Origin of the sequence: Thermococcus sp. Bubb.Bath, from assembly GCF_012027595.1 — an archaeon.
Taxonomy (GTDB): Archaea; Methanobacteriota_B; Thermococci; order Thermococcales; family Thermococcaceae; genus Thermococcus.
In genome coordinates, this window is sequence record NZ_SNUR01000004.1 from 111,690 (window position 1) to 129,503 (window position 17,814).

Here is a 17,814-nt window from a genome sequence, read left to right on the forward strand (position 1 = left end):
AGCCAGAAAGCGAAAGTAGAATAGCCGTTTGTCGAAACAGGGGGCGATGAAGAACATTATTGCGTCAAAAAGGTCAAAAATTTGAAAAATTTTGCGGTAAGATAAGCAAGTGTCCGTAAAAATTTTGGAAGGAGGCGTCAGAACGTCAAAGCTAGGACAAATGGATTCATCCAACTATCGACTTCCAGAGCCTCTCAATCTGCTCGATGGGCTCAACCTCTCTGCCGCTGAGGCTGTCAACGATGAAGTTCTGGTCGAAGGGTATGATGACGTCGGGCTTAACCGGCAGTTTTTCCTCAACACCTGGAATGGCCTTGTTGAGGACAAGGATATGCTTCAGGCCGAGGCTCTCGCTGAGATCGGCTATCTTCTTCGACAGCTCAATGGACTCCAGGGATGGCTCGGCCACGTCAACTACCACATCAACGTGCTTGTCAACGCCCCTGCCGAAGTGCTCTATTCCCGCCTCTGTATCGACGATAATAACCTCGTTCTCCTTGAGCTTTATTCCCTCAAGGAGCTTTCTAGCGAGAAAGCCGTAGGGGCAGGCACAGCCCTCCTCGGCCTCCTCGATCTTCCCGATGGTCAGAACCGCAAGGTTGCCTTTCCTCGCAAGTATCTCCCCGGGAACCTCGTTAAGAGTCCATTTGAAAAGCTCCTCGTCGAGTTCTCCCTCTCCTTCAGCCGCCATGAGTATCTTGGCCCTCTTCTTTCCACCGAGGTGTTCTGCCAGAGTCTTGACCTTCGGGAGGCCGAGCATTCTGTAGAGACCCGGGTTTGACTCATCGGCGTCTATGATGAGGACGCGGTAGCCCTTTTCAGCTAGGTATTTGCCGAGCATGGCACTGATGGTGCTCTTCCCACAACCACCTTTTCCGGACACGAGGATCTTCATGCGTATCACCAGTTTGAAGAATGATAGCACGATTTATAAATTGTTGGGTTTCCGATTGTTTTCAACCTTTTGTTCAGAAAAGCCGTATAAGTCCCCTTTCCAACTTAAAAGTGGGGATAACATGATAATTTCAAAACCATGCGCCACAATGAGGGGAATCGTAATAAGTGGCTACTCCTGGGAGAAGCCGATAACGGTGGACCTAACGAAAACGGCCCAGTGCCTTAGGGAGAGAGGATACACTGTGAAGAAGCTTCTTCCGGCGATGATGCTCATCGTCGAGATGGAGGGCTACGAAGTCAGCGTTTATCCGAGCGGGAAGATAATAGTTAAGCTCCTTGACGATGCAGAGCTTGGGAAGAAGATGGCCGAAACGGTTTACGACTGTGCTGGGGTTCTGGAGGTGGTCGCATGAGGATTCCGGACGATGTTAGAAAGGACATCCCGCTCACGAAAGAGGTCATATACTTTGACAACACTGCAACTTCTCTCACTCCAAAGCCCGTTGTTGATGCAATGGACGAGTATTACCTGAAATACCGCGCAAACGTCCACAGGGGTGTCCACAGGCTCTCCCAGATAGCGACACACAAGTACGAGGAGAGCAGAAAAGCCGTTGCAGATTTCATAAACGCGAAGTTCGAGGAAGTAGTCTTCACGAAGAACACGAGCGAGAGCCTCAACCTCGTTGCCCTCGGACTGGAGCACCTCTTTAAGAAGGGGGACAAGATAGTGACGACACCCTACGAGCACCACTCGGATTTGCTCCCCTGGCAGAGGTTGGCGAGGGAGAAGGGCCTCCGGCTCGAATTCATTGAAGGCGATCTGGAGGGCAACCTTGATCTGGCAGATGCAGAGAAGAAAATCAAAGGCGCTAAACTCGTAGCCGTCCAGCACGTCTCGAACGCCCTTGGCGTCATCCACGAGATCGAGAGGCTGGGGAAGATGGCGAAGGAGGAAGGTGCGATATTCGTTGTTGACGCCGCTCAGAGTGCCGGTCACATGGAAGTGGACGTTAAAAAGCTCCACGCAGACTTTCTGGGCTTTTCCGGGCACAAGGGGCCGATGGGGCCGACTGGGATTGGGGTACTTTACATCAACAGTGAATTCTTTGACATCTTCGAGCCGCCACTCATAGGTGGGGGAACTATCGAGGACGTCGACCTCTATTCATACAAGCTGACGGAGCCTCCGGAGCGCTTTGAGGCTGGGACTCCAAACATAGGAGGAGCCATAGGACTTGCCGCAGGAGTACGGTACGTCGAGAAGGTTGGGGCGGACAAGGTCGAGAAACAGGAGGGCAAGCTTGTCAAGCGCATCACAGAGGGTCTTGACGAGCTTGAAATTCCCTGGTATGGACCGAGAGACTTAAAGAAGCATGCTGGCGTCGTCAGCTTCAACGTCCCACCATTGCACCCGCATGACGTTGCTGCAATCTTAGACGAACACAACATACTGGTAAGGAGCGGCCACCACTGTGCTCTCCCAGTTATGAAGAAGCTCGGAGTGGAGGGGACAGTTAGGGCCTCATTCCACGTCTACAACAGCGTTGAGGAGGTCGAGACGTTCCTCGGAGTTATGGAGGGGCTGGTAAAAGGTTTGAGGGGTTAAAGGGACATCCTGCCCCACTCAACGTTTATTGTTTCAGGGGTGCGGTAGATGAAGGCACCCTCTCCCTTGTGGACGTGCTTCCTCGTGGAACCCGGAGGAACACCACTGGTCTCGTAAACAAGGCTCTGGACGTCGGGGTCGTGGTAGAGGAGCAGAAGCGGACCGGCCAGGTTGAGGAGGGAATCGAGGGCGTACTCGCTGGCAACAACCGTGATCCTCTTCAGCATCGGCCTCGTGAGAAGCGGCAAACCTGCGCCACCTGCTGACGTGTAGGTCAAAACTGCCGCATCGTTCAGGCAGATCATTGTTTTCCTCCTCTTTTCGAGGGCAGCCGCAAGAACGAGGAAGGCGGTGCCGACGAGCGTTATGCTGTGGGGTTCCCAAGGTTTATAAGGACGCTTTCGCCGAGTTCCGGAACGTCACCGGAATAGAGGAGCTGATCTATGGCCGTGTAGCTCTCGGCTATTACTTCGGAGTACTCCTCACTGGCCTTAAGGGCCCCGGGGACGCTTTCGACCTTGCCGGAGAGGATGTCGGAGTAGAGCCTCTCCGTGAGCGCCCTGTCTAATCCGTAAACCGTCTGTACTATTGTGGTGGCCGTGTAGGGATCGAAATAACCCTCAATCGCAAACTTTATGGGGTCGAGGCCGCTAGGCTTAGTGTCTTCAACTTTCAAAACGGTGTCGAAGCCCTCTCTGGGAAAGGTGCCCTTCGTATCAAAGACTGTCACGGAGTAGTCTTTATCCCGGTAGGCTCTGGCAAAATAGCCCACAGCATTATCAGGGAAGTCATCCATTCCGAAGACCTTTAGAGTTCTTCCGTGATAAACGGGATCGTAGAAAACGTCCCCCCTTCTCTCTCAAAGAGCCTGACCGCTACCCGCTGTGCTTCATGGAACCACCGTGCAGAATTAGGAGGGCATCATATAAACGGCTTCCGGTGTGAAAAAAAGAGGAAGAGATCACTCCTCCGGCTTCGGGAGGTGGCCCCCTCATCAGATTCCCTGAGGACAGCATTCATTGAAGGTCTTAAGGTAGCTAACCTTCTGTTTGTGCTTTGAAGTACTCTTCCGCCCGCTTAATGAGGAACTCGTCCTCAACCTTTTCTCCAATGCGCTTGAAGACCACCTTACCTGGGCTGAACCAAGTCTTGTCCTCCAGCAAGTCCTGATAGCACTCCTCATCCACTAAGTCACTCCCCCTCACTGAAACGAGGATCTTGTACTCACCCAGGCTTTTTATTAGAACTTACTCCCTTTCATCATCCACATCAATCAACTCGTACAACCCATTCTCTAAGGTTAGAAAGTCGTTCCTGACAATGGTAACGCCTGAAGGGAGTATTCTCTTCCTCTCTTCAACGATGGAGACGAACTCCATGAGGAGGAGGTGCAAGTCATCCTCCTTCAAACCAACCATGGTGAGATCAGTAGTATCATTATATCCAGCAATCATGAGGACCCCCCACTTCAGGAAGGGTTTTAAAAACTCCAACAACTCGCTGGACTTCACAAACGTCCACGAGTACCGTGAGTGCGGGTTGAGTTCCAAGAGAGAATAACTCCCGACCTTGAACAGTTTTAGGTCAAAGTAATCCACGGATCTACGGTTCACGTCTGCAGCAGTTTTTAAGGGCTCGTTCGGCCATAATCCTCCTTTCTTGATTAGGATTACCGGGTATTTCAAGAGCCCAGCCTTTTGAAATTCCCGCCATTCTAACTTCATTCTCTCCCTGTCAAAATAGTCCGGTTCCCTAAGCCTGACTTTAAAATTCGAACTAACGAACCGCTCAACCTCCTCTGGAGTCTTGTCAAAAACAAAACAGAGAAAGTACTCCACCCCCATCAGCATCACCTCTAAGTAAATTCTGAATCATGGTACTCGATTGAAACTTCAACCCCGTATTTCATCTTCGCCTCTTTAACAGCTTTTTCGCGAGCTCTTTAATCCTATCCAGTCCCGTCAGGTAAGTCTCATCCTTCGTCCCCTTCAGGTACCCCTCAAGGAACTCTAGTGCAGCTTTCACGTATTCTCTGACTTCGACCCTCTCCCTGCCAACCAATCGGTCGTCCTCAAAGGCCTCAATGAGCAGGTAATCGCCCTCTTTCTTGAACACCACAGGAGAAATCGGCTCGTAAGTGCCGAAACTCACCCTGAGTTCCCTGTCCCTGCAGTTCTCCCATATTCCCCTTCTCTCATCCTCCTCAAACTTTTCAAGCACGTAGGGAATTCCATCACACGATGCCACCGCGAAGGTTGCTGTGGCGAGGATTGCCGCCAGAGCTTGCACAATGTAGCAGGCGGCCCACACAATCCGCTTTCCATTCACCTCTATAATGATCCAGGCCCCAAATCCTTCTGATTCCTTCAACTCTTCAAGAGGGAAATCAACTGAAAATCTAACTGGCACTAAGATCACCCCTGCCTGTTCTCTTTAAAAAATTTAAAGGTGTAGTCGATTAGTCCAAGTATGCTGTAATGAATTTGTAAATTCCACGCACCCTATCGTACGATAGGATGACTCTAACCTTTCTGCCTACCCATTTGCCCTTGAAATATCCAAACCTCTTTTCGATTACAAACTTTTGGGGAGTATGCTGAGGGTCACTACAGTCTATTTTTCCGTTCGTTACAGTCTCTGCAATCAAAGAAAGGATGAATTCTGCACTCCAGTCCGAGGGGAAGAGTGTGGGATCTCTTTCCCATGGCAGTTTTTTGCCTAGTATATGACGTCCTATAAAGTGCTTGGCTCCATATCTATCATTGCCTTTCTCGATTATGACATCCCCTTCTGGGAAGTAGCTAACTTTTTGCATTGACTTTTCACTTTAGGGCATATCTCATCATTATCTTTAACCACTGAACCCTGGGGCGTAAGACTCCTAGCACGGTGTGCATCTTCAAGATTTCTTCAACATTGTGGATTCCACTCAAGAGATCATTTTTAATGTTGTCCACGTATTCATTGGCATTTATATGGATGGTTGTCTTATTATCAGATGATTTTATTTCGAGAACGTTTCCTTGCTTGTGGAGGAAATATGTTCTTGTTGGCTCAAACGTCCCAAAGAGCAATTTGAGAGAACCATTTCTGAACATTGATCTCTCTATGTCAACAGTTTTTAACGGATTAATATCCAAAGGAAAAGCCGAGAGGCTTTTAATGCCGTTCTTTCCCTTTTTGACATACACTAAGGACAGGATAACGTCTTCGAAGAAGTGAAATAAATTCCCAATAGCAGGGGCTATAAGCTCGACATCCTCAATTTTCAGGCCGTATCTAACTCCATATTCAAATCCCCTTAAAATAATGTCTCCCAGGAGCTTGTTGAAATCTTCTTCGTCTCCTTCTTTTACGGACTTGCTATAAGTTTCAACGGTATCTAAAAGTGATGATAAAACAGCTTCCCTTAGATAGCTAGTATCTGGGAGAGTGTACCAGAGCTTAACTCTCGCCTTTGTCATGACAACACCTCTAAGATTTACTGTTCGGCCTCAATTCTGCTTTTCAGGTTTTTTAGAAGACTTTTGTAATCATTAATAAGTTCTCTGTACTCTTGAATGCCATTTCTATCAAATATATGGGCGCAAGACTCTAACTCTCTAATCGCATCATTGGCAACTTTAGTTGTAACATTTAAGAATTTCCCAAGGGAAGATTGCATACTTTCCTGTAGTCAATGTTCACAAAATAAACGTATCCATCTTTTTTAAACGCGTAGACAACTACCGTTGGATCGTAACTTCCAAGAAAAGATCTCAAAAACAATTTGGAAGTTAATTCAGTAAATTCTTGCCCTAATAACTGTTTTAACACTTTAATCTCCTCATAAAGCCAGTCTGGAAGCTCTTCTAAGCTGTTAAAGCTCCATCCATAGGATTTCATATTCTTGGGAACTTCTCCAGTTATAGTATAAAATGCAAATCTAAAAAGCTCGTAGAGGAATTCATTGAAGTTAACGGTTGCATTAAAGATCTCTTTCCCTTGGCAGTATATAAAAACATCGTACTCGCTAAGGGCCATCTCGATTATTGACTCATTTGGATATCCATATTCTTTTCCTTCTGTTATTGCTTCTTTCACCATCTTTTCTAATGGTCCAAAGGGTTCGTCAAGTCTGAAAGTGATTTTGAATTCTACCATCCGCATCATCCCTTGTGGTCGTGTAACAAAAATAAAAATTTTAGTAGTTTAGGTACCATTCAGTCCCAATCTACTGGATGTGCTGTCACTATCCTGTAAAGATTATCGGACACCTTTCTAATAACCACCCGTAGCTTGTTCTTAGCGCCGAGCCCATAGTAATACTTTTCGAGGACTACCTCATTTGGTGGATTGCTTCTGCCGCAGTTTATTTCGCTAGTTTCAATGGTCTCTTTGAGCATCTGAAGTAGCATGTCTGCGGTTAGGTACTTAAATTTTGACTTGTATTGCCATTTTTCTTCTAAGATGTGCCTTTCAATTATGTGCTTTGCTCCATTCTTGTCAATAATGACGTCCCCCCTGGGAAGTAGCCTCCGCAACTGTATCTTCCTTTGAAGCGGACCCTAAAACTTTTGTACTCCCTGTCAAACTCCTCTGCAAGCTTTTTAGCATTGTTAGCGTCCCAGCCATTTAAGTACGCTTGTGCCAAGAGCACTCCATATTCCTTCGGTGAAAACAAGTCTTCTACAGCCTTGACGTCGTCCCTGTTTATTTTTATAACGGGGACTACGATCACTGCCTCTTTTTTAAGACCCCACCATTCTTTCTTAATATACCCATAGCCGATTTCTGCTTCGCTTCCCCAGAAGTTTGTCTTAACGCCCTTTGCAAGCTCCTGCCCATTGTAATTAATCTTATCTGGGAGCTCACTTACAAAGCCTTCAGTGAACTCACTGACAGGTTTTGAGTACAGGTACTTGGCAATCATGGCCAAGATGCTCCCTACTGCAACTATCCAGCCTATGCCGGGTACAAAAGCACCCACAAACGGTTCTACTACGACTGTGGCTCCTCCAAACTGCAGTCTAATTTCCTCTCCCGGCTTTACCCCTGGTTAACTCCTGGCGGAATCCCAACGTCACCAGCTGGAGGTTTAACCGGCTGCACAACGCTCGCTACAACGCTCGCACTGCTGACCGTTAAGCCCAGGATCAAAAACCCAAAGAGGAGAGCAAGGGCTTTCTTCCACATTCCATACACCTCCAGACATGTGCATTGAATAATTATGCCAGGATCTTAAAAAGTTTACTGTGTAAAGTTTAACATAAAGATGGCAACAGAGTTTAAATCAAACTTCTAAAAGTTCAAAAAATACAACCCTCACAAACAGGATATTCCTGTGACATGGAAACTTGCTTAAAGAAACCCCTCAGTGAGACCTCAAGAAACTACGCGGTATTGAAAATTTCAGAAAAGGTCAAAAAGAGAAAATCACTCCTCCGGCTTCGGGAGGGTGACGTCAACACCGAGGGTCTTCCACATGGCCTTGATCTGCTCGCGCATCTCGTCTATCGCTTCCGGCCTCTTGAAGAGGTGCTTAAACCTGCCCTGCGGCTTGAGGTACTCCTCGATGGGCTTCTTGAACTCGATGGCGACTATTCTGCCCCCCTCGCGCTTGACCTTGGCGCCTCCTCCAGGCGGCTGGATCTTGATGTTGAAGAAGTCGCCGTTCTCGATCTCGAAGAGCGGCCAGATGCCGGTCTCGATGGCGAGCCTGGCTATCTCGACGCCCTTTTCGAGCGGGGTCTTCCATCCGGTCGGGCAGGTGCAGTGCATCTGGACGAACGCCGGCCCGTCAACCTTAGCGGCTTTCTTGACCTTCCTCACAAGGTCGAAGGGGTTGCCTATGCTCGCGGTGGCGACGTACGGAACCTGATGGGCGGCGGCGATAAGTGCCACCCACTTCTTGGGCTTGTCCTCACCGATTGAGTACTTTCCGGGCGGGGAGGTGGTTGTCCAGGCACCGTAGGGGGTCGAACTTGACCTCTGGATTCCAGTGTTCATGTAAGCCTCGTTGTCGTACATGACGTAAACGACGTTGTGCCTCCTCTCGAGCATACCGCTGAGAGCCTGCATACCGATGTCTGCGGTTCCACCATCTCCACCGAAGGCAAGAATCTTGCCCTTCCTGCCGAGCTTCTTCCAGGCTGCCTCAATACCACTGGCTGCAGCGGCTGCGTTCTCGAACGCCACGTGAACCCATGGAGCTCTCCAGGCGGTGTAGGGGAAGACCGCACTAACAACTTCCATACATCCGGTGGCGTGGGCTATGGCGAAGGCGTTCGGATCTCCAAACTTCTCCTCCATGGCCTCGCTGAAGGCCTTGGTGACGAGTTTCATACCAGTGGCACAGCCACAGCCCGCACAGGCGGCGTGACCCGGTGCCCAGTACTCGCGAGTGGTAATCGGGGGTTTCCTAACGGCCATTTTCCTCACCTCACAGTATCTCCTTCCTGAGGCCTATCCAGTTGACCTCATCAACCTTTTCACCGTTGAGGGCTTTTCTGCTTATCTCAAGGACTTCGTCAAGGTTCTGGAACGTGACGTCCCTTCCACCGAGTCCGAGTATAAAGTCGAGGATTATTGGCTTCTCCTTTTCGTTTATGAGGGCCCTGCTGAAGTCTTGGAAGAGTGCCCCGCCGACGCTGAAGGTTATGTTCTTCTCAAGGAGGGCGAGGACCTTCGCCTTCTTTGCCAGCTCTCTAACTTCCTCGGTCGGGAACGGCCTGTAAACGGTGAGCTTCGCGGCGCCGGCCTTGATTCCCTGCCCGCGGAGGCGGTCAACATAGTCCTTAACTGTCCCGGCGAGGGAACCCATCGTGACGAAGATTATCTCGGCGTCATCAGTGCGGTACTTCTCAATCTTCTGGTATTTCCTCCCGAAGGTCTTCTCAAACTCCGCGAAGACCTCGTCGATGACCTCCTTGGCGTTCTCGTTGGCCTGCCAGACTGTGTATCTCGCTTCCATGTAGTGGGCCGGGAAGGCGAGGGTGCCCTGCGTTATCGGCCTCTCCGGGTCGAGGTAGGCATACTTCGGCTCGTACTCGCCGAGGAACTCGTCAACGACCTCCTGGTCGGGTATCTCAACCGGCTCGACCGTGTGGGTGAGGATGAAGGCGTCGAAGCCGACCATGGCCGGTAGGAGAACGCGCTCGTCCTCAGCCACCTTGAAAGCCGCGAGGATCAGGTCAAGGGCCTCCTGGTTGTTCTCGGCGTAGAACTGGAGCCACCCAGTATCCCTCTGGCTAATGCTGTCCTGCCAGTCGTTCCAGATGTTGATTGGGGCGCTGAGTGAGCGGTTTCCAACTGCGACCACTATCGGAAGGCGCATTCCCGCCGCTATGAAGAGAACCTCGTGCATCAGGGCAAGACCCTGGGAAGCAGTTGCGGTGAATGTCCTAACTCCAGCAGCTGAGGCACCGACACAGGCGGAGATGGCGGAGTGCTCGCTCTCAACCTTAATGAACTCCGCATCGAGCTCTCCGTTGGCGACGAACTCACTTATCTTCTCGGGAACGAGGGTCGAAGGTGTAATCGGGAAGGCCGCTATGACCTTGGGCTTGGCGAGCTTTGCGGCCCAGGCGGCAGCCTCGTTCGCTTTCATAACGGTTCTTATCGGCATTTTCACCACCTCACTTGCTCTCCCTAACCATGACTATGGCATCAACCGGGCACTCGTTGGCGCAGATGCCACAGCCCTTACAGTAGTCGTAGTCGAAGACCGGGTAGTTCTCCTCGTCAAGGTATATAGCCGGCTCCGGGCAGTAGATGTAGCAGAGAAAGCACCTAGTGCACTTGTCCCTGTTGAACTCCGGCATGAAAACTCTCCAGGAGCCGGTCTTGTTGATTACGCTGCTTCCCGGGATGGTTGCTATCGCACCGGGCGTCATCTTTTCGCTGTACTCCTTAGCAACCCTCTCTATGTTCTCCTTAAACGGGCTCTCAGCCATATGTATCACCTCTAGTGAGTTATGGAACGGAAACTTAAACTTTACGTGGACACGAAAGTGTAACAATGAAAAGGCTCAGCCGAAGACCTCGGCGAGCTTCCTAAGCTTCTCCCACTCGTAGTTCACCCACGACTGGAGGGTCTCGATATCCTCCTTCGTCATGTACTTGAACCTGCCCTGATACTTGAGGAACTCCTCTATCGGCTTGGGCTCCCTCTTGGTCGATGGCATGTTGATCTTGTACTTGCCATCCTTGTACTCGAAGAGCGGGAAGTAGGCAGTCTGAACGGCAAGTCTGGCTATCTCGATGCTCTTGTCGGTTGGGCTCCTCCACCCGGTCGGGCACGGGCTGAAGAGCTGGATGAAGCTAGGGCCGGGGGTCTTCTGTGCTGTCTTGAGCTTCCTTATGAAGTCCTCCGGGTAGGCGACGCTAGCGGTCGCCGCGTAGGGCGGGTTGTGGGCTATGACTATGTCGATGACCTTCTTCTTCTGCCTCTTCTCGAGGAAGTGCCTCTTTCCGCCGGGCGTGTTTGTAGTCCAAGCTCCGAAGGGGGTTGAGCTCGACCTCTGGATTCCGGTGTTCATGTAAGCCTCGTTGTCGTACATGATGTAGACCGCGTCGTGGCCCCTCTCTAAGAATCCGGAGAGAGCCTGAAGGCCTATGTCGGCGGTTCCACCGTCACCGGCCCAGCCGACGACCATAACTCCATCTTCGCCCTTGACCGTATATCCCTGGGCCTTTAATCCAGCCTCTATACCACCCATGACCGCACCGGTGGTCTCAAAGGCGGTATGGAAGAGGTTGGCGTCGAGGGTGTTATAGGGCCAGGCTCCGGCTATGATGGTCGAACAGCAGGCTGGAATGGTGACTATCGTTTTCCTCCCGTATGCCTTGAGGACGTATCTGAGTCCGAGTGATGCACCGCATCCCTGGCAGGCGGTGTGTCCCGCATAGAAGTGCTCCTCAGCGGGGAGGGTGAGTTTTTTCTTAACGTTTTCAGGAATCTCCATCTTTCTCACCTCTTAAGGTGGTACCAGACCACCTCTTCCTCAACCTTGCCCTTTTCAAGGGTCTTCTTCATGTCCTTCGCTATAGCCTTGACGTCGTTCACCGTGAAGTCCCTTCCTCCTAGACCGACGATGTAATCCTTCATGAGAGGCCTCGCGTCGGTGTTGAAGAGCACTCCCTTGGACTCGTTGAATAGTACTCCCTCCTGCCCGAATGAGAAGTTCCTGTCAAGGACAGCTATGCCTTGGACGTTCCTGGCGAGCTCGTAGAGCTCCTCCTTCGGGAACGGCCTGAACCAGCGCACCTTAGCCGCTCCAACCTTGTAGCCCTCTTCCCTGAGGATGTCAACTGCCTGCTTAACGGTTCCCATAAGGGAACCCATGCCCATGAAGACTATCTCGGCATCGTCCGTCTTGTAGAGCTCTATCATGTCGCTGTAGTCCCTTCCAAACATCTCGCCGAACTCCCTGCCGACTTCCTTGATTACTTCCTTGGCCCTTTCCATTGCCATAGCCTCTTTGTAGCGGAACTCGTAGTAGTCGTTCGGAGTTGCAAGGGCACCGACGGAAATTGGGTTCTCAAAATCTGTCAAGGTGTAGAGCGGATCCCTCGGCGGGAGGAACTCATCAACGAGCTCCTGCGGAATCATGTTGACGACGTCGTAGGTGTGGCTCAGGATGAAGGCGCTCTCAACCACCATTGCAGGGAGGGAAACGCGCTTGTCCTCCGCTATTTTGAATGCCATGAGAACTCCGTCGTAGACCTCCTGGTTGTTCTCCGCGTAGAACTGCATCCATCCGGTGTCCCTCTGTGAGAGAGAATCGGTCTGCTCGTCCCATACACTCCATGGGGGGGCCATAGCCCTGTTCGCGTTCACCATGACTATCGGCAATCTCGCACCACTCGCCCAGTGGAGCATCTCGTGCATCAAAGCGAGACCCTGGGCAGCCGTGGCAGTGAATGCCCTTGCCCCGGTTGCGGAGGCACCTATGCTTGCCGCCATAGCTGAGTGCTCGCTCTCAACTGGAACGTACTGGATGTCAGCCTCTCCGTTGGCTATGAACTCTGCTATCTTCTCGATGATACTGGTCTGTGGGGTGATCGGGTAAGCTGCAACGACCTGAACTCTCGCGTGAAGGGCAGCGTAAGCGGCCGCGTAGTTCCCACTCACGACCTTCCTGATCGGCTTGTACTCCATCTCCACCACCTCACTTCTCCTCCTTCTCCATTGTTATAGCGTTCGTCGGGCACTCGTTAGCGCAGATACCGCAGCCCTTACAGTAGTCGTAGTCAATAGCGACGTACCCGTCTGGCTTGATGTATATTGCCGGCTCGGGGCAGAACTTCCAGCATATGTAGCACTTGACGCACTTGTCCTCGTTTATGACGGGAATGAACGTCCTCCAGTCGCCGGTGTGGTTGCTCAGGGTAGTGCCGAGCGTAACCGGAGCCTCGGGATACTGGTCAATTGAGGTAAAGACCAGTTTTTTGGCTTCCGCCTTTTTTTCTCCAAACAGCGTGTTCAATCTCCTCCCCTCCTTAAGGTAAGATGAAACAAGGAATCAAAGCAAAATTAGAGCTCATAGATAACGGTCTTGTTGAAGGACTCCTCGGCGGCCTTGGCGTTCTTCTCCCCGAGGGCTCCTGAGAAGGTCTCCTTGATGGCCTCCTGGACGTTTTCGAGCTTGACGAGGCCGGTGGCCTTGGCGACGGCACCGAGGATGGCCGTGTTGGTAATCGGGAGTCCAAGGACGTCGAGGGCTATGCCAGTGGCGTCGACGATAGCCAACTTGCCTGGCTTCTTCTTGAGCTTCTCAAGGACCTCTTCCTTGCTCTTCTCGGTGTTTATTATGACGATTCCACCGTCCTTGAGACCGGCGGTGACGTCGACCGTGTCGAGAAGGCTCGGGTCGAGGACGACAACGACGTCCGGCTCGTAAATCTGTGTCTTTATTCTGATTGGCTTCTCGTCAATCCTGGTGAAAGCCGTAACCGGTGCTCCACGTCTCTCAACGCCGAAGAACGGGAACGCCTGGACGTATTTTCCTTCCTTGAAGGCTGCTGAAGCTAGAATGTTGGCTGCAGTAACTGCACCCTGTCCACCTCTACCGTGAAAACGAATCTCAATCATCCTTCATGCCTCCTTGAGGTTTTTCAATTTTCATTCATCCAAAGCATTTATTTAGGTTTCGGTATTTCCTAAATCCCCTTCCGACGGGTGCCGGTGGGTAAAGGTGAACAGCCCCGGGCGTCGATGTTTTTTTGGGGGCAGAGTTCCCGAAGAATTTTCCATGCCAGGCAAAGTTTTTAAATAGACTATCCACCACAATATAGTCTATATAGTTAAGGGGAACGTGGAAGCAGTGGCAGTTGCATGATGGCAGTGGCTTTCTACATTGCATGGAACATATAGGTTCAAACGATTCAGCCAATGCAAATGGGCACTGCCGTGGGTGCTGGAATACTCAGCTTCCGCCAGGCAACGTTAACGATAGCTATTTCCACACTTCTTGGAGCTTACTTTTTTCTTTTGAAAGCCTCGTCCTTTAGGGCGGGGAGGAGGTCAACTCACTCCATCACCGCCACAACTCCTTTCCACCTCTTTCCAAAGCACTCTCTCGCTAAGACGTGCTTCCCGGTCAACTCTTCGAGGAACTTCACGGCAGAATCGCACTTCTTGAACCCCGTTGCTATGCCAACCATGATGCCATCTATCTCCCTTGCTCCCGCCCTCTTCTGGCCGTCAAGCTTCTCCCTTAATTTGTCTCCGTACTTCCAGAGTATTCTCCTTGGGTCAAGAAGGAGGTCTTCTTCGACACCATTTAGCACATCCTCAAAGTCCCAGATGAACCCCCCCTGTTTTTCCCCTTCCCCTTCAAAGAGAGTAAACCTCCCTGTCTGCCACTCCCTCAGGAACCAGCGAGCGGTCTCCGCGATATCGACCTCGCCACCGGCCTTTATGAAACCCCTCCTTTCACCTATCTTTCTCAGGATCTCCTCTTCGCTTTCGAACTCCTTGATTCCAAACTTCTCGGTTATTGCTTCCTTCCTTGTTTCTAGTATCCTCCCGATGAGCTTTAGGGCGGGTTTTACGGGCTCTTCAATCTTGTCCGCCGGAAAGCCGCCCCTGATAACCAGTTCGTCGAAGTCGTCTATCGGAATAACCCCTGGACTGTCGAGGAGCCATACCTTACTGCTCAGCTTTACCAGGTGTTTTCCCCTAGTGTAGCCCGGGATTGGGGCGGTTTTTACGGCTTTCCTTCCCTTCAGCGTGTTGATTATTGTGCTCTTGCCGACGTTGGGGTAGCCTATGAATACCACCTTAACCCGCTCTTTCTCATCCAGGAGGGGCTTTGCGAGCTTTTTTATTTCTTTTCTAAGTATTCCAGTCCCTTTCCTCTCCCTCGCGCTTATAAACACCATCTGGATCTCGCTCTTCATTTTGTATTCCTCGGCCCATTCCTTCGGGACAAGGTCGATCTTGTTCATCACTATGAGTAGGGGTTTTCCCTCCTCTTGAATTAACCTCTCAAGCGTTCTGTTTCTTGTCCCAATTGGGTCGCGAGCATCAACTACCTCTATGACAATATCAGCCTCATCGATTACTTCTCTCACAACTCTCCAAGCTTTTCTCGCCTTCATCATACCACCACCAATGGGTACCTCCAGAGGATTAATAACTTTCCGGAGCTATGCAGGAAAGAAAAACCAAAATTCTGAAAGGTAGAATGGCTGTATCGGGAGATTCCAATCCTCAAGGCATCAGTTTTAACTGTTCCGCAGGAGATACCGAAATCTAAATAAAGCTTGAAGTTCAAAGAGTAGCAGGTTTGAAAGAACGTTACAATAACGGTTATGGTGGTGTTCACGGTGGCCGAAGATATAGAAGCGAAGATTCGAAGGTTAAGGGAACTGGGCAAGGTGAGTGCCGAGCCCGAGTCTCCTCCAGCCCCCTCTCCCGCACCCTCCCCAAGGGCAAAGCCCCCCAAGCGGCCGAGGCGCATAGGAAGTATAAGGGAGCGCGAGAGGAGAAAGAGAATAATCATAGGCGCTTCTCTCATAGTCCTGATACTGCTCGGCGTTGCTTACGGCGTCTACGTGTGGCAGTCAAATAAGAGCAAGGAAGCACTGAGGAATGCAAAAATCCAAAAAATCCAGGAGCTCAACGCTCTCTTCAAAGGACCCGTTCTGAACACGAGCTACGGAAAAGCTGAGTACCAGAAGCTCTGGAACGAGATACAGGCCGCAAAGTCCATAAACGAGGTTAATAGCATAGATATCAAAGCCGCTTACAACCAAGTTTACCAGAAGTACCAGCAGGAACTGGCCGAGAAAGAACGCGAGAAACAACTTAAACTGCTAAACGAGGCAAAATCTCAGAAGAAAGCTGAGATAGAACTGGCGTTCCAGTCCATTCTCGCCCAGCCACTTCCTGATAATATAAGGCAGCATGTACTCCAGGTTGAGAACACCCTCCTTGAGACCGTTGACAACGCGACAATAACAGACCAAGTTAACGCCGTTAACCCCACGCCCTACCTCACCAGTCTCTGGAGGGAGTACTACACGTATAGGATAGACTCCATACCGGGGGACTACGTTGTCATTGAATACAACGGAGAAAAGGGAATCTACACAAAGGATGACGCAAAAGCCCTTATCTATACGATATCCAACTACACTGAGATTATGAAATACCGCGTGGAGAAGGTCGAGTTCGTAAAGGTGGCGCTTCTCCTGACGAGAGACAGGATAGTTGGCGGGTTTATCCAACCGAACTCTGAAATAATCATATACGCCCAAAACTCAACACAGGGCGGCTACAAGAAGATAGCCGAGTTTGGATACATAGATAAGGTTCTCCTTCCAGCGGAGGCAGGCATCATCAACCTTAACGAGCAGCAGGGTAGCAGCAGCTCAAGTAGCAGTTCCTCCAACAGCCAAGACTCCCAGAGCTACCAGAACTCAGCCAGCGCCGGAGGCACTACAGTATCGAACAGTGGAAGCTCCTCAACCTCCCAGAGTTCAAGCAGCAGCACCTCACAGTCCTCAGCAGCAAGCTACTCCTACTCAGTAGACCTAGGCCAGATAATGCGGGCCATCTCCTCCGGAAAGATAGCGGGCTCTGAAGAGGCCATTAAACAGCTTCAGAACTACGGTGACAAACTGCTCGCCCTCGAATCCTCCCTACAGTTAGAGAACGTTCCCAACAACGTTCCGTTCCTGGTTATAGTTAAGGTACCCTCCGTGTACGTCCCGGACATCCTCAGCCACATCAACACCGTGTACATCGGAGAGGTCGTTGGCAGCAGCTGAGGGGTGGTACCATGGTGTCAAGAAAGGCGCTCTCCCTTGCAATGGTTTCGTTGTTTCTTCTCTCCATTTCCCTCAACGCTTTAGCAGAGGACTACAGTCTCCCAGGAGGGGACTACAACAACATCGGGCTGAAGGGAGAGCTCGTGATGTGGGTGAACGTCACCCTGGTTAATCTCGCCCCGTATCCAAAGTTCGTTGTGGTGAATCCCCTCTATGACTTTCAGGTATACAGGTTCGGCGGAACGGAGGCCATGAGGGGGGTTAAAAACGAGACTACTGGAAGTACGGTTCACTACCTGCCCCCCGACCTCTCGAAGAACACCCTCAACTACCGCGTCGGCTTCTGGGTGTACGCATACGAGACCGTGAAGGTCGCCTTCAGAATAACCGAGGCCCGACACTACACCCTTCCGCTTAAGGACTACTCCGACGACTGCTCCGGCTCAGTCGGCATAAGCGTGCTCCGCTACGAGAACGGCACCCTCGTTGGCGGCAAGATAAACTCCGTCCATGACCTCAATCAGCCCGTGTGCGGCGTCATCTATCCCCAGCTCCTCAACTCACCCGTTGTTATCAGGTTAAATGATATACTGCCCTCCATGGATGGATACGTGAAGATGCTGAAATACGAGGGAAGTGTTGAGTTTAAGATAACGGACGTCCCGGACAGCGCGGGAGTTAACGACACGTCGGAGAAAGAGTTTCCCCTCCTCTTCGCAGTTTCGGAGCCCCTCCTGTTTGCAAACGCAACCTCCTACGAGTATGAACCACCGTACTCAATGAACTACACGGACTACATGGACTTTATCCTTAAGTACCGCGGCCTCTCCATGAAAAAAGAATCACATGCCATCCATCAAACAAGCGAAGGGAACGGACTGTTCCCGCTTACCAACAGCCTTATATCCGGCGTCAGCGTCCCAGAAGTTCAAAAGACGGAACCGACCATAAAACCCCTAGACTTCCCCATATGGATCGTTTACATGGGACCCGGAGTTAACACGCTTGAAATAAGATACCGCGTGAAGTGGGAGAACTATTCCGGGTGA

Annotated in this window: 24 protein-coding genes and 1 pseudogene; 5 read left to right on the plus strand and 20 right to left on the minus strand. The window is 50.9% G+C overall.

Annotated features, from left to right (window positions below; translation table 11 throughout):
- Positions 1 to 166: 166 nt before the first annotated feature.
- Positions 167 to 895, minus strand: coding sequence for a P-loop NTPase (locus E3E29_RS09330; protein WP_167910788.1), 729 nt, complete (start codon positions 893 to 895; stop codon positions 167 to 169).
- Positions 896 to 1,016: 121 nt separating this feature from the next.
- Between E3E29_RS09330 and E3E29_RS09335 the strand changes: the two genes are divergently transcribed.
- Both E3E29_RS09335 and E3E29_RS09340 read left to right on the plus strand, forming a co-directional pair.
- Positions 1,017 to 1,310 carry a hypothetical protein gene (locus E3E29_RS09335; protein ID WP_167910708.1) on the plus strand — a complete coding sequence of 98 codons (294 nt, stop codon included), beginning with the start codon at positions 1,017 to 1,019 and terminating at the stop codon, positions 1,308 to 1,310.
- A complete protein-coding gene (locus E3E29_RS09340) occupies positions 1,307 to 2,506 on the plus strand; it encodes a cysteine desulfurase (protein ID WP_167910709.1) in 1,200 nt (399 codons plus the stop codon). Before E3E29_RS09335 ends, E3E29_RS09340 begins: the two co-directional genes overlap by 4 nt.
- Here the strand turns inward: E3E29_RS09340 and E3E29_RS12065 are convergent.
- The 18 genes from E3E29_RS12065 to E3E29_RS09425 all read right to left on the minus strand — a co-directional run bounded on the left by E3E29_RS12065 (position 2,503) and on the right by E3E29_RS09425 (position 13,580).
- Positions 2,503 to 2,811: a hypothetical protein gene (locus E3E29_RS12065; protein ID WP_342764706.1), complete on the minus strand. Its 309-nt coding sequence runs from the start codon at positions 2,809 to 2,811 to the stop codon at positions 2,503 to 2,505. The genes E3E29_RS09340 and E3E29_RS12065 overlap by 4 nt on opposite strands.
- 59 nt (positions 2,812 to 2,870) lie before the next feature.
- Positions 2,871 to 3,302, minus strand: coding sequence for a hypothetical protein (locus E3E29_RS12070; RefSeq protein ID WP_342764707.1), 432 nt, complete (start codon positions 3,300 to 3,302; stop codon positions 2,871 to 2,873).
- Positions 3,303 to 3,543: 241 nt separating this feature from the next.
- Positions 3,544 to 3,693, minus strand: coding sequence for a hypothetical protein (locus E3E29_RS09350; RefSeq protein WP_167910710.1), 150 nt, complete (start codon positions 3,691 to 3,693; stop codon positions 3,544 to 3,546).
- Positions 3,694 to 3,753: 60 nt separating this feature from the next.
- Positions 3,754 to 4,350, minus strand: coding sequence for a hypothetical protein (locus E3E29_RS09355; RefSeq protein ID WP_167910711.1), 597 nt, complete (start codon positions 4,348 to 4,350; stop codon positions 3,754 to 3,756).
- 61 nt (positions 4,351 to 4,411) lie between these two features.
- The gene (locus E3E29_RS09360) at positions 4,412 to 4,915 is read right to left on the minus strand and encodes a hypothetical protein (protein WP_167910712.1); all 504 of its coding nucleotides are present in this window, start codon (positions 4,913 to 4,915) and stop codon (positions 4,412 to 4,414) included.
- A gap of 49 nt (positions 4,916 to 4,964) precedes the next feature.
- Positions 4,965 to 5,321: a hypothetical protein gene (locus E3E29_RS09365; protein WP_167910713.1), complete on the minus strand. Its 357-nt coding sequence runs from the start codon at positions 5,319 to 5,321 to the stop codon at positions 4,965 to 4,967.
- 7 nt (positions 5,322 to 5,328) lie between these two features.
- A complete protein-coding gene (locus E3E29_RS09370) occupies positions 5,329 to 5,970 on the minus strand; it encodes a hypothetical protein (RefSeq protein ID WP_167910714.1) in 642 nt (213 codons plus the stop codon).
- A gap of 172 nt (positions 5,971 to 6,142) precedes the next feature.
- Complete coding sequence (locus E3E29_RS09375; RefSeq protein WP_240922840.1) at positions 6,143 to 6,658, minus strand: hypothetical protein; 516 nt, start codon at positions 6,656 to 6,658, stop codon at positions 6,143 to 6,145.
- Positions 6,659 to 6,708: 50 nt separating this feature from the next.
- Positions 6,709 to 7,029: a hypothetical protein gene (locus E3E29_RS09380; RefSeq protein ID WP_167910715.1), complete on the minus strand. Its 321-nt coding sequence runs from the start codon at positions 7,027 to 7,029 to the stop codon at positions 6,709 to 6,711.
- The gene (locus E3E29_RS09385) at positions 6,969 to 7,424 is read right to left on the minus strand and encodes a hypothetical protein (RefSeq protein WP_167910716.1); all 456 of its coding nucleotides are present in this window, start codon (positions 7,422 to 7,424) and stop codon (positions 6,969 to 6,971) included. Before E3E29_RS09385 ends, E3E29_RS09380 begins: the two co-directional genes overlap by 61 nt.
- A 110-nt stretch (positions 7,425 to 7,534) precedes the next feature.
- A complete protein-coding gene (locus tag E3E29_RS09390) occupies positions 7,535 to 7,681 on the minus strand; it encodes a hypothetical protein (protein ID WP_167910717.1) in 147 nt (48 codons plus the stop codon).
- 240 nt (positions 7,682 to 7,921) lie between these two features.
- Complete coding sequence (gene porB, locus E3E29_RS09395) at positions 7,922 to 8,917, minus strand: pyruvate synthase subunit PorB (RefSeq protein WP_167910718.1); 996 nt, start codon at positions 8,915 to 8,917, stop codon at positions 7,922 to 7,924.
- A gap of 10 nt (positions 8,918 to 8,927) precedes the next feature.
- Positions 8,928 to 10,112, minus strand: a complete 1,185-nt coding sequence (gene porA / locus E3E29_RS09400) for a pyruvate synthase subunit PorA (protein WP_167910719.1) — start codon at positions 10,110 to 10,112, stop codon at positions 8,928 to 8,930.
- 10 nt (positions 10,113 to 10,122) lie between these two features.
- The gene (gene porD / locus E3E29_RS09405) at positions 10,123 to 10,440 is read right to left on the minus strand and encodes a pyruvate synthase subunit PorD (RefSeq protein ID WP_167910720.1); all 318 of its coding nucleotides are present in this window, start codon (positions 10,438 to 10,440) and stop codon (positions 10,123 to 10,125) included.
- Between the two features lie 75 nt (positions 10,441 to 10,515).
- On the minus strand, positions 10,516 to 11,451 hold the full coding sequence (locus E3E29_RS09410) for a 3-methyl-2-oxobutanoate dehydrogenase subunit beta (protein ID WP_167910721.1): 936 nt from the start codon (positions 11,449 to 11,451) through the stop codon (positions 10,516 to 10,518).
- Between the two features lie 5 nt (positions 11,452 to 11,456).
- Positions 11,457 to 12,647 (minus strand): pyruvate ferredoxin oxidoreductase, encoded by a 1,191-nt coding sequence (gene porA, locus E3E29_RS09415; protein WP_167910789.1) that lies wholly within the window; start codon positions 12,645 to 12,647, stop codon positions 11,457 to 11,459.
- A gap of 10 nt (positions 12,648 to 12,657) precedes the next feature.
- Positions 12,658 to 12,975: a 3-methyl-2-oxobutanoate dehydrogenase subunit delta gene (locus E3E29_RS09420; RefSeq protein ID WP_167910722.1), complete on the minus strand. Its 318-nt coding sequence runs from the start codon at positions 12,973 to 12,975 to the stop codon at positions 12,658 to 12,660.
- 47 nt (positions 12,976 to 13,022) lie between these two features.
- Positions 13,023 to 13,580 carry a pyruvate/ketoisovalerate ferredoxin oxidoreductase subunit gamma gene (locus E3E29_RS09425; RefSeq protein WP_167910723.1) on the minus strand — a complete coding sequence of 186 codons (558 nt, stop codon included), beginning with the start codon at positions 13,578 to 13,580 and terminating at the stop codon, positions 13,023 to 13,025.
- 223 nt (positions 13,581 to 13,803) lie between these two features.
- On the opposite strand from E3E29_RS09425, the pseudogene E3E29_RS11885 reads away from it, so the two are divergent.
- Positions 13,804 to 13,970, plus strand: a pseudogene (locus E3E29_RS11885) (inorganic phosphate transporter); the annotation flags it as partial.
- Positions 13,971 to 14,017: 47 nt separating this feature from the next.
- Here the strand turns inward: E3E29_RS11885 and E3E29_RS09435 are convergent.
- Positions 14,018 to 15,091: a GTPase gene (locus E3E29_RS09435; RefSeq protein ID WP_167910724.1), complete on the minus strand. Its 1,074-nt coding sequence runs from the start codon at positions 15,089 to 15,091 to the stop codon at positions 14,018 to 14,020.
- A 228-nt stretch (positions 15,092 to 15,319) separates the two neighbouring features.
- Between E3E29_RS09435 and E3E29_RS09440 the strand changes: the two genes are divergently transcribed.
- Both E3E29_RS09440 and E3E29_RS09445 read left to right on the plus strand, forming a co-directional pair.
- Positions 15,320 to 16,765: a DUF515 domain-containing protein gene (locus E3E29_RS09440; RefSeq protein WP_167910725.1), complete on the plus strand. Its 1,446-nt coding sequence runs from the start codon at positions 15,320 to 15,322 to the stop codon at positions 16,763 to 16,765.
- An 11-nt stretch (positions 16,766 to 16,776) separates the two neighbouring features.
- A complete protein-coding gene (locus E3E29_RS09445) occupies positions 16,777 to 17,814 on the plus strand; it encodes a hypothetical protein (RefSeq protein ID WP_167910726.1) in 1,038 nt (345 codons plus the stop codon).

Coding starts and splice junctions, on each gene's coding strand:
- E3E29_RS09330 (WP_167910788.1), bottom strand. CDS start 895: ATGAAGATCCTCGTGTCCGGAAAAGGTGGTTGTGGGAAGAGCACCATC.
- E3E29_RS09335 (WP_167910708.1), top strand. CDS start 1,017: ATGATAATTTCAAAACCATGCGCCACAATGAGGGGAATCGTAATAAGT.
- E3E29_RS09340 (WP_167910709.1), top strand. CDS start 1,307: ATGAGGATTCCGGACGATGTTAGAAAGGACATCCCGCTCACGAAAGAG.
- E3E29_RS12065 (WP_342764706.1), bottom strand. CDS start 2,811: ATGATCTGCCTGAACGATGCGGCAGTTTTGACCTACACGTCAGCAGGT.
- E3E29_RS12070 (WP_342764707.1), bottom strand. CDS start 3,302: ATGGATGACTTCCCTGATAATGCTGTGGGCTATTTTGCCAGAGCCTAC.
- E3E29_RS09355 (WP_167910711.1), bottom strand. CDS start 4,350: ATGGGGGTGGAGTACTTTCTCTGTTTTGTTTTTGACAAGACTCCAGAG.
- E3E29_RS09365 (WP_167910713.1), bottom strand. CDS start 5,321: ATGCAAAAAGTTAGCTACTTCCCAGAAGGGGATGTCATAATCGAGAAA.
- E3E29_RS09370 (WP_167910714.1), bottom strand. CDS start 5,970: ATGACAAAGGCGAGAGTTAAGCTCTGGTACACTCTCCCAGATACTAGC.
- E3E29_RS09375 (WP_240922840.1), bottom strand. CDS start 6,658: ATGATGCGGATGGTAGAATTCAAAATCACTTTCAGACTTGACGAACCC.
- E3E29_RS09390 (WP_167910717.1), bottom strand. CDS start 7,681: ATGTGGAAGAAAGCCCTTGCTCTCCTCTTTGGGTTTTTGATCCTGGGC.
- porB (WP_167910718.1), bottom strand. CDS start 8,917: ATGGCCGTTAGGAAACCCCCGATTACCACTCGCGAGTACTGGGCACCG.
- porA (WP_167910719.1), bottom strand. CDS start 10,112: ATGCCGATAAGAACCGTTATGAAAGCGAACGAGGCTGCCGCCTGGGCC.
- porD (WP_167910720.1), bottom strand. CDS start 10,440: ATGGCTGAGAGCCCGTTTAAGGAGAACATAGAGAGGGTTGCTAAGGAG.
- E3E29_RS09410 (WP_167910721.1), bottom strand. CDS start 11,451: ATGGAGATTCCTGAAAACGTTAAGAAAAAACTCACCCTCCCCGCTGAG.
- porA (WP_167910789.1), bottom strand. CDS start 12,647: ATGGAGTACAAGCCGATCAGGAAGGTCGTGAGTGGGAACTACGCGGCC.
- E3E29_RS09425 (WP_167910723.1), bottom strand. CDS start 13,580: ATGATTGAGATTCGTTTTCACGGTAGAGGTGGACAGGGTGCAGTTACT.
- E3E29_RS09435 (WP_167910724.1), bottom strand. CDS start 15,091: ATGAAGGCGAGAAAAGCTTGGAGAGTTGTGAGAGAAGTAATCGATGAG.
- E3E29_RS09445 (WP_167910726.1), top strand. CDS start 16,777: ATGGTGTCAAGAAAGGCGCTCTCCCTTGCAATGGTTTCGTTGTTTCTT.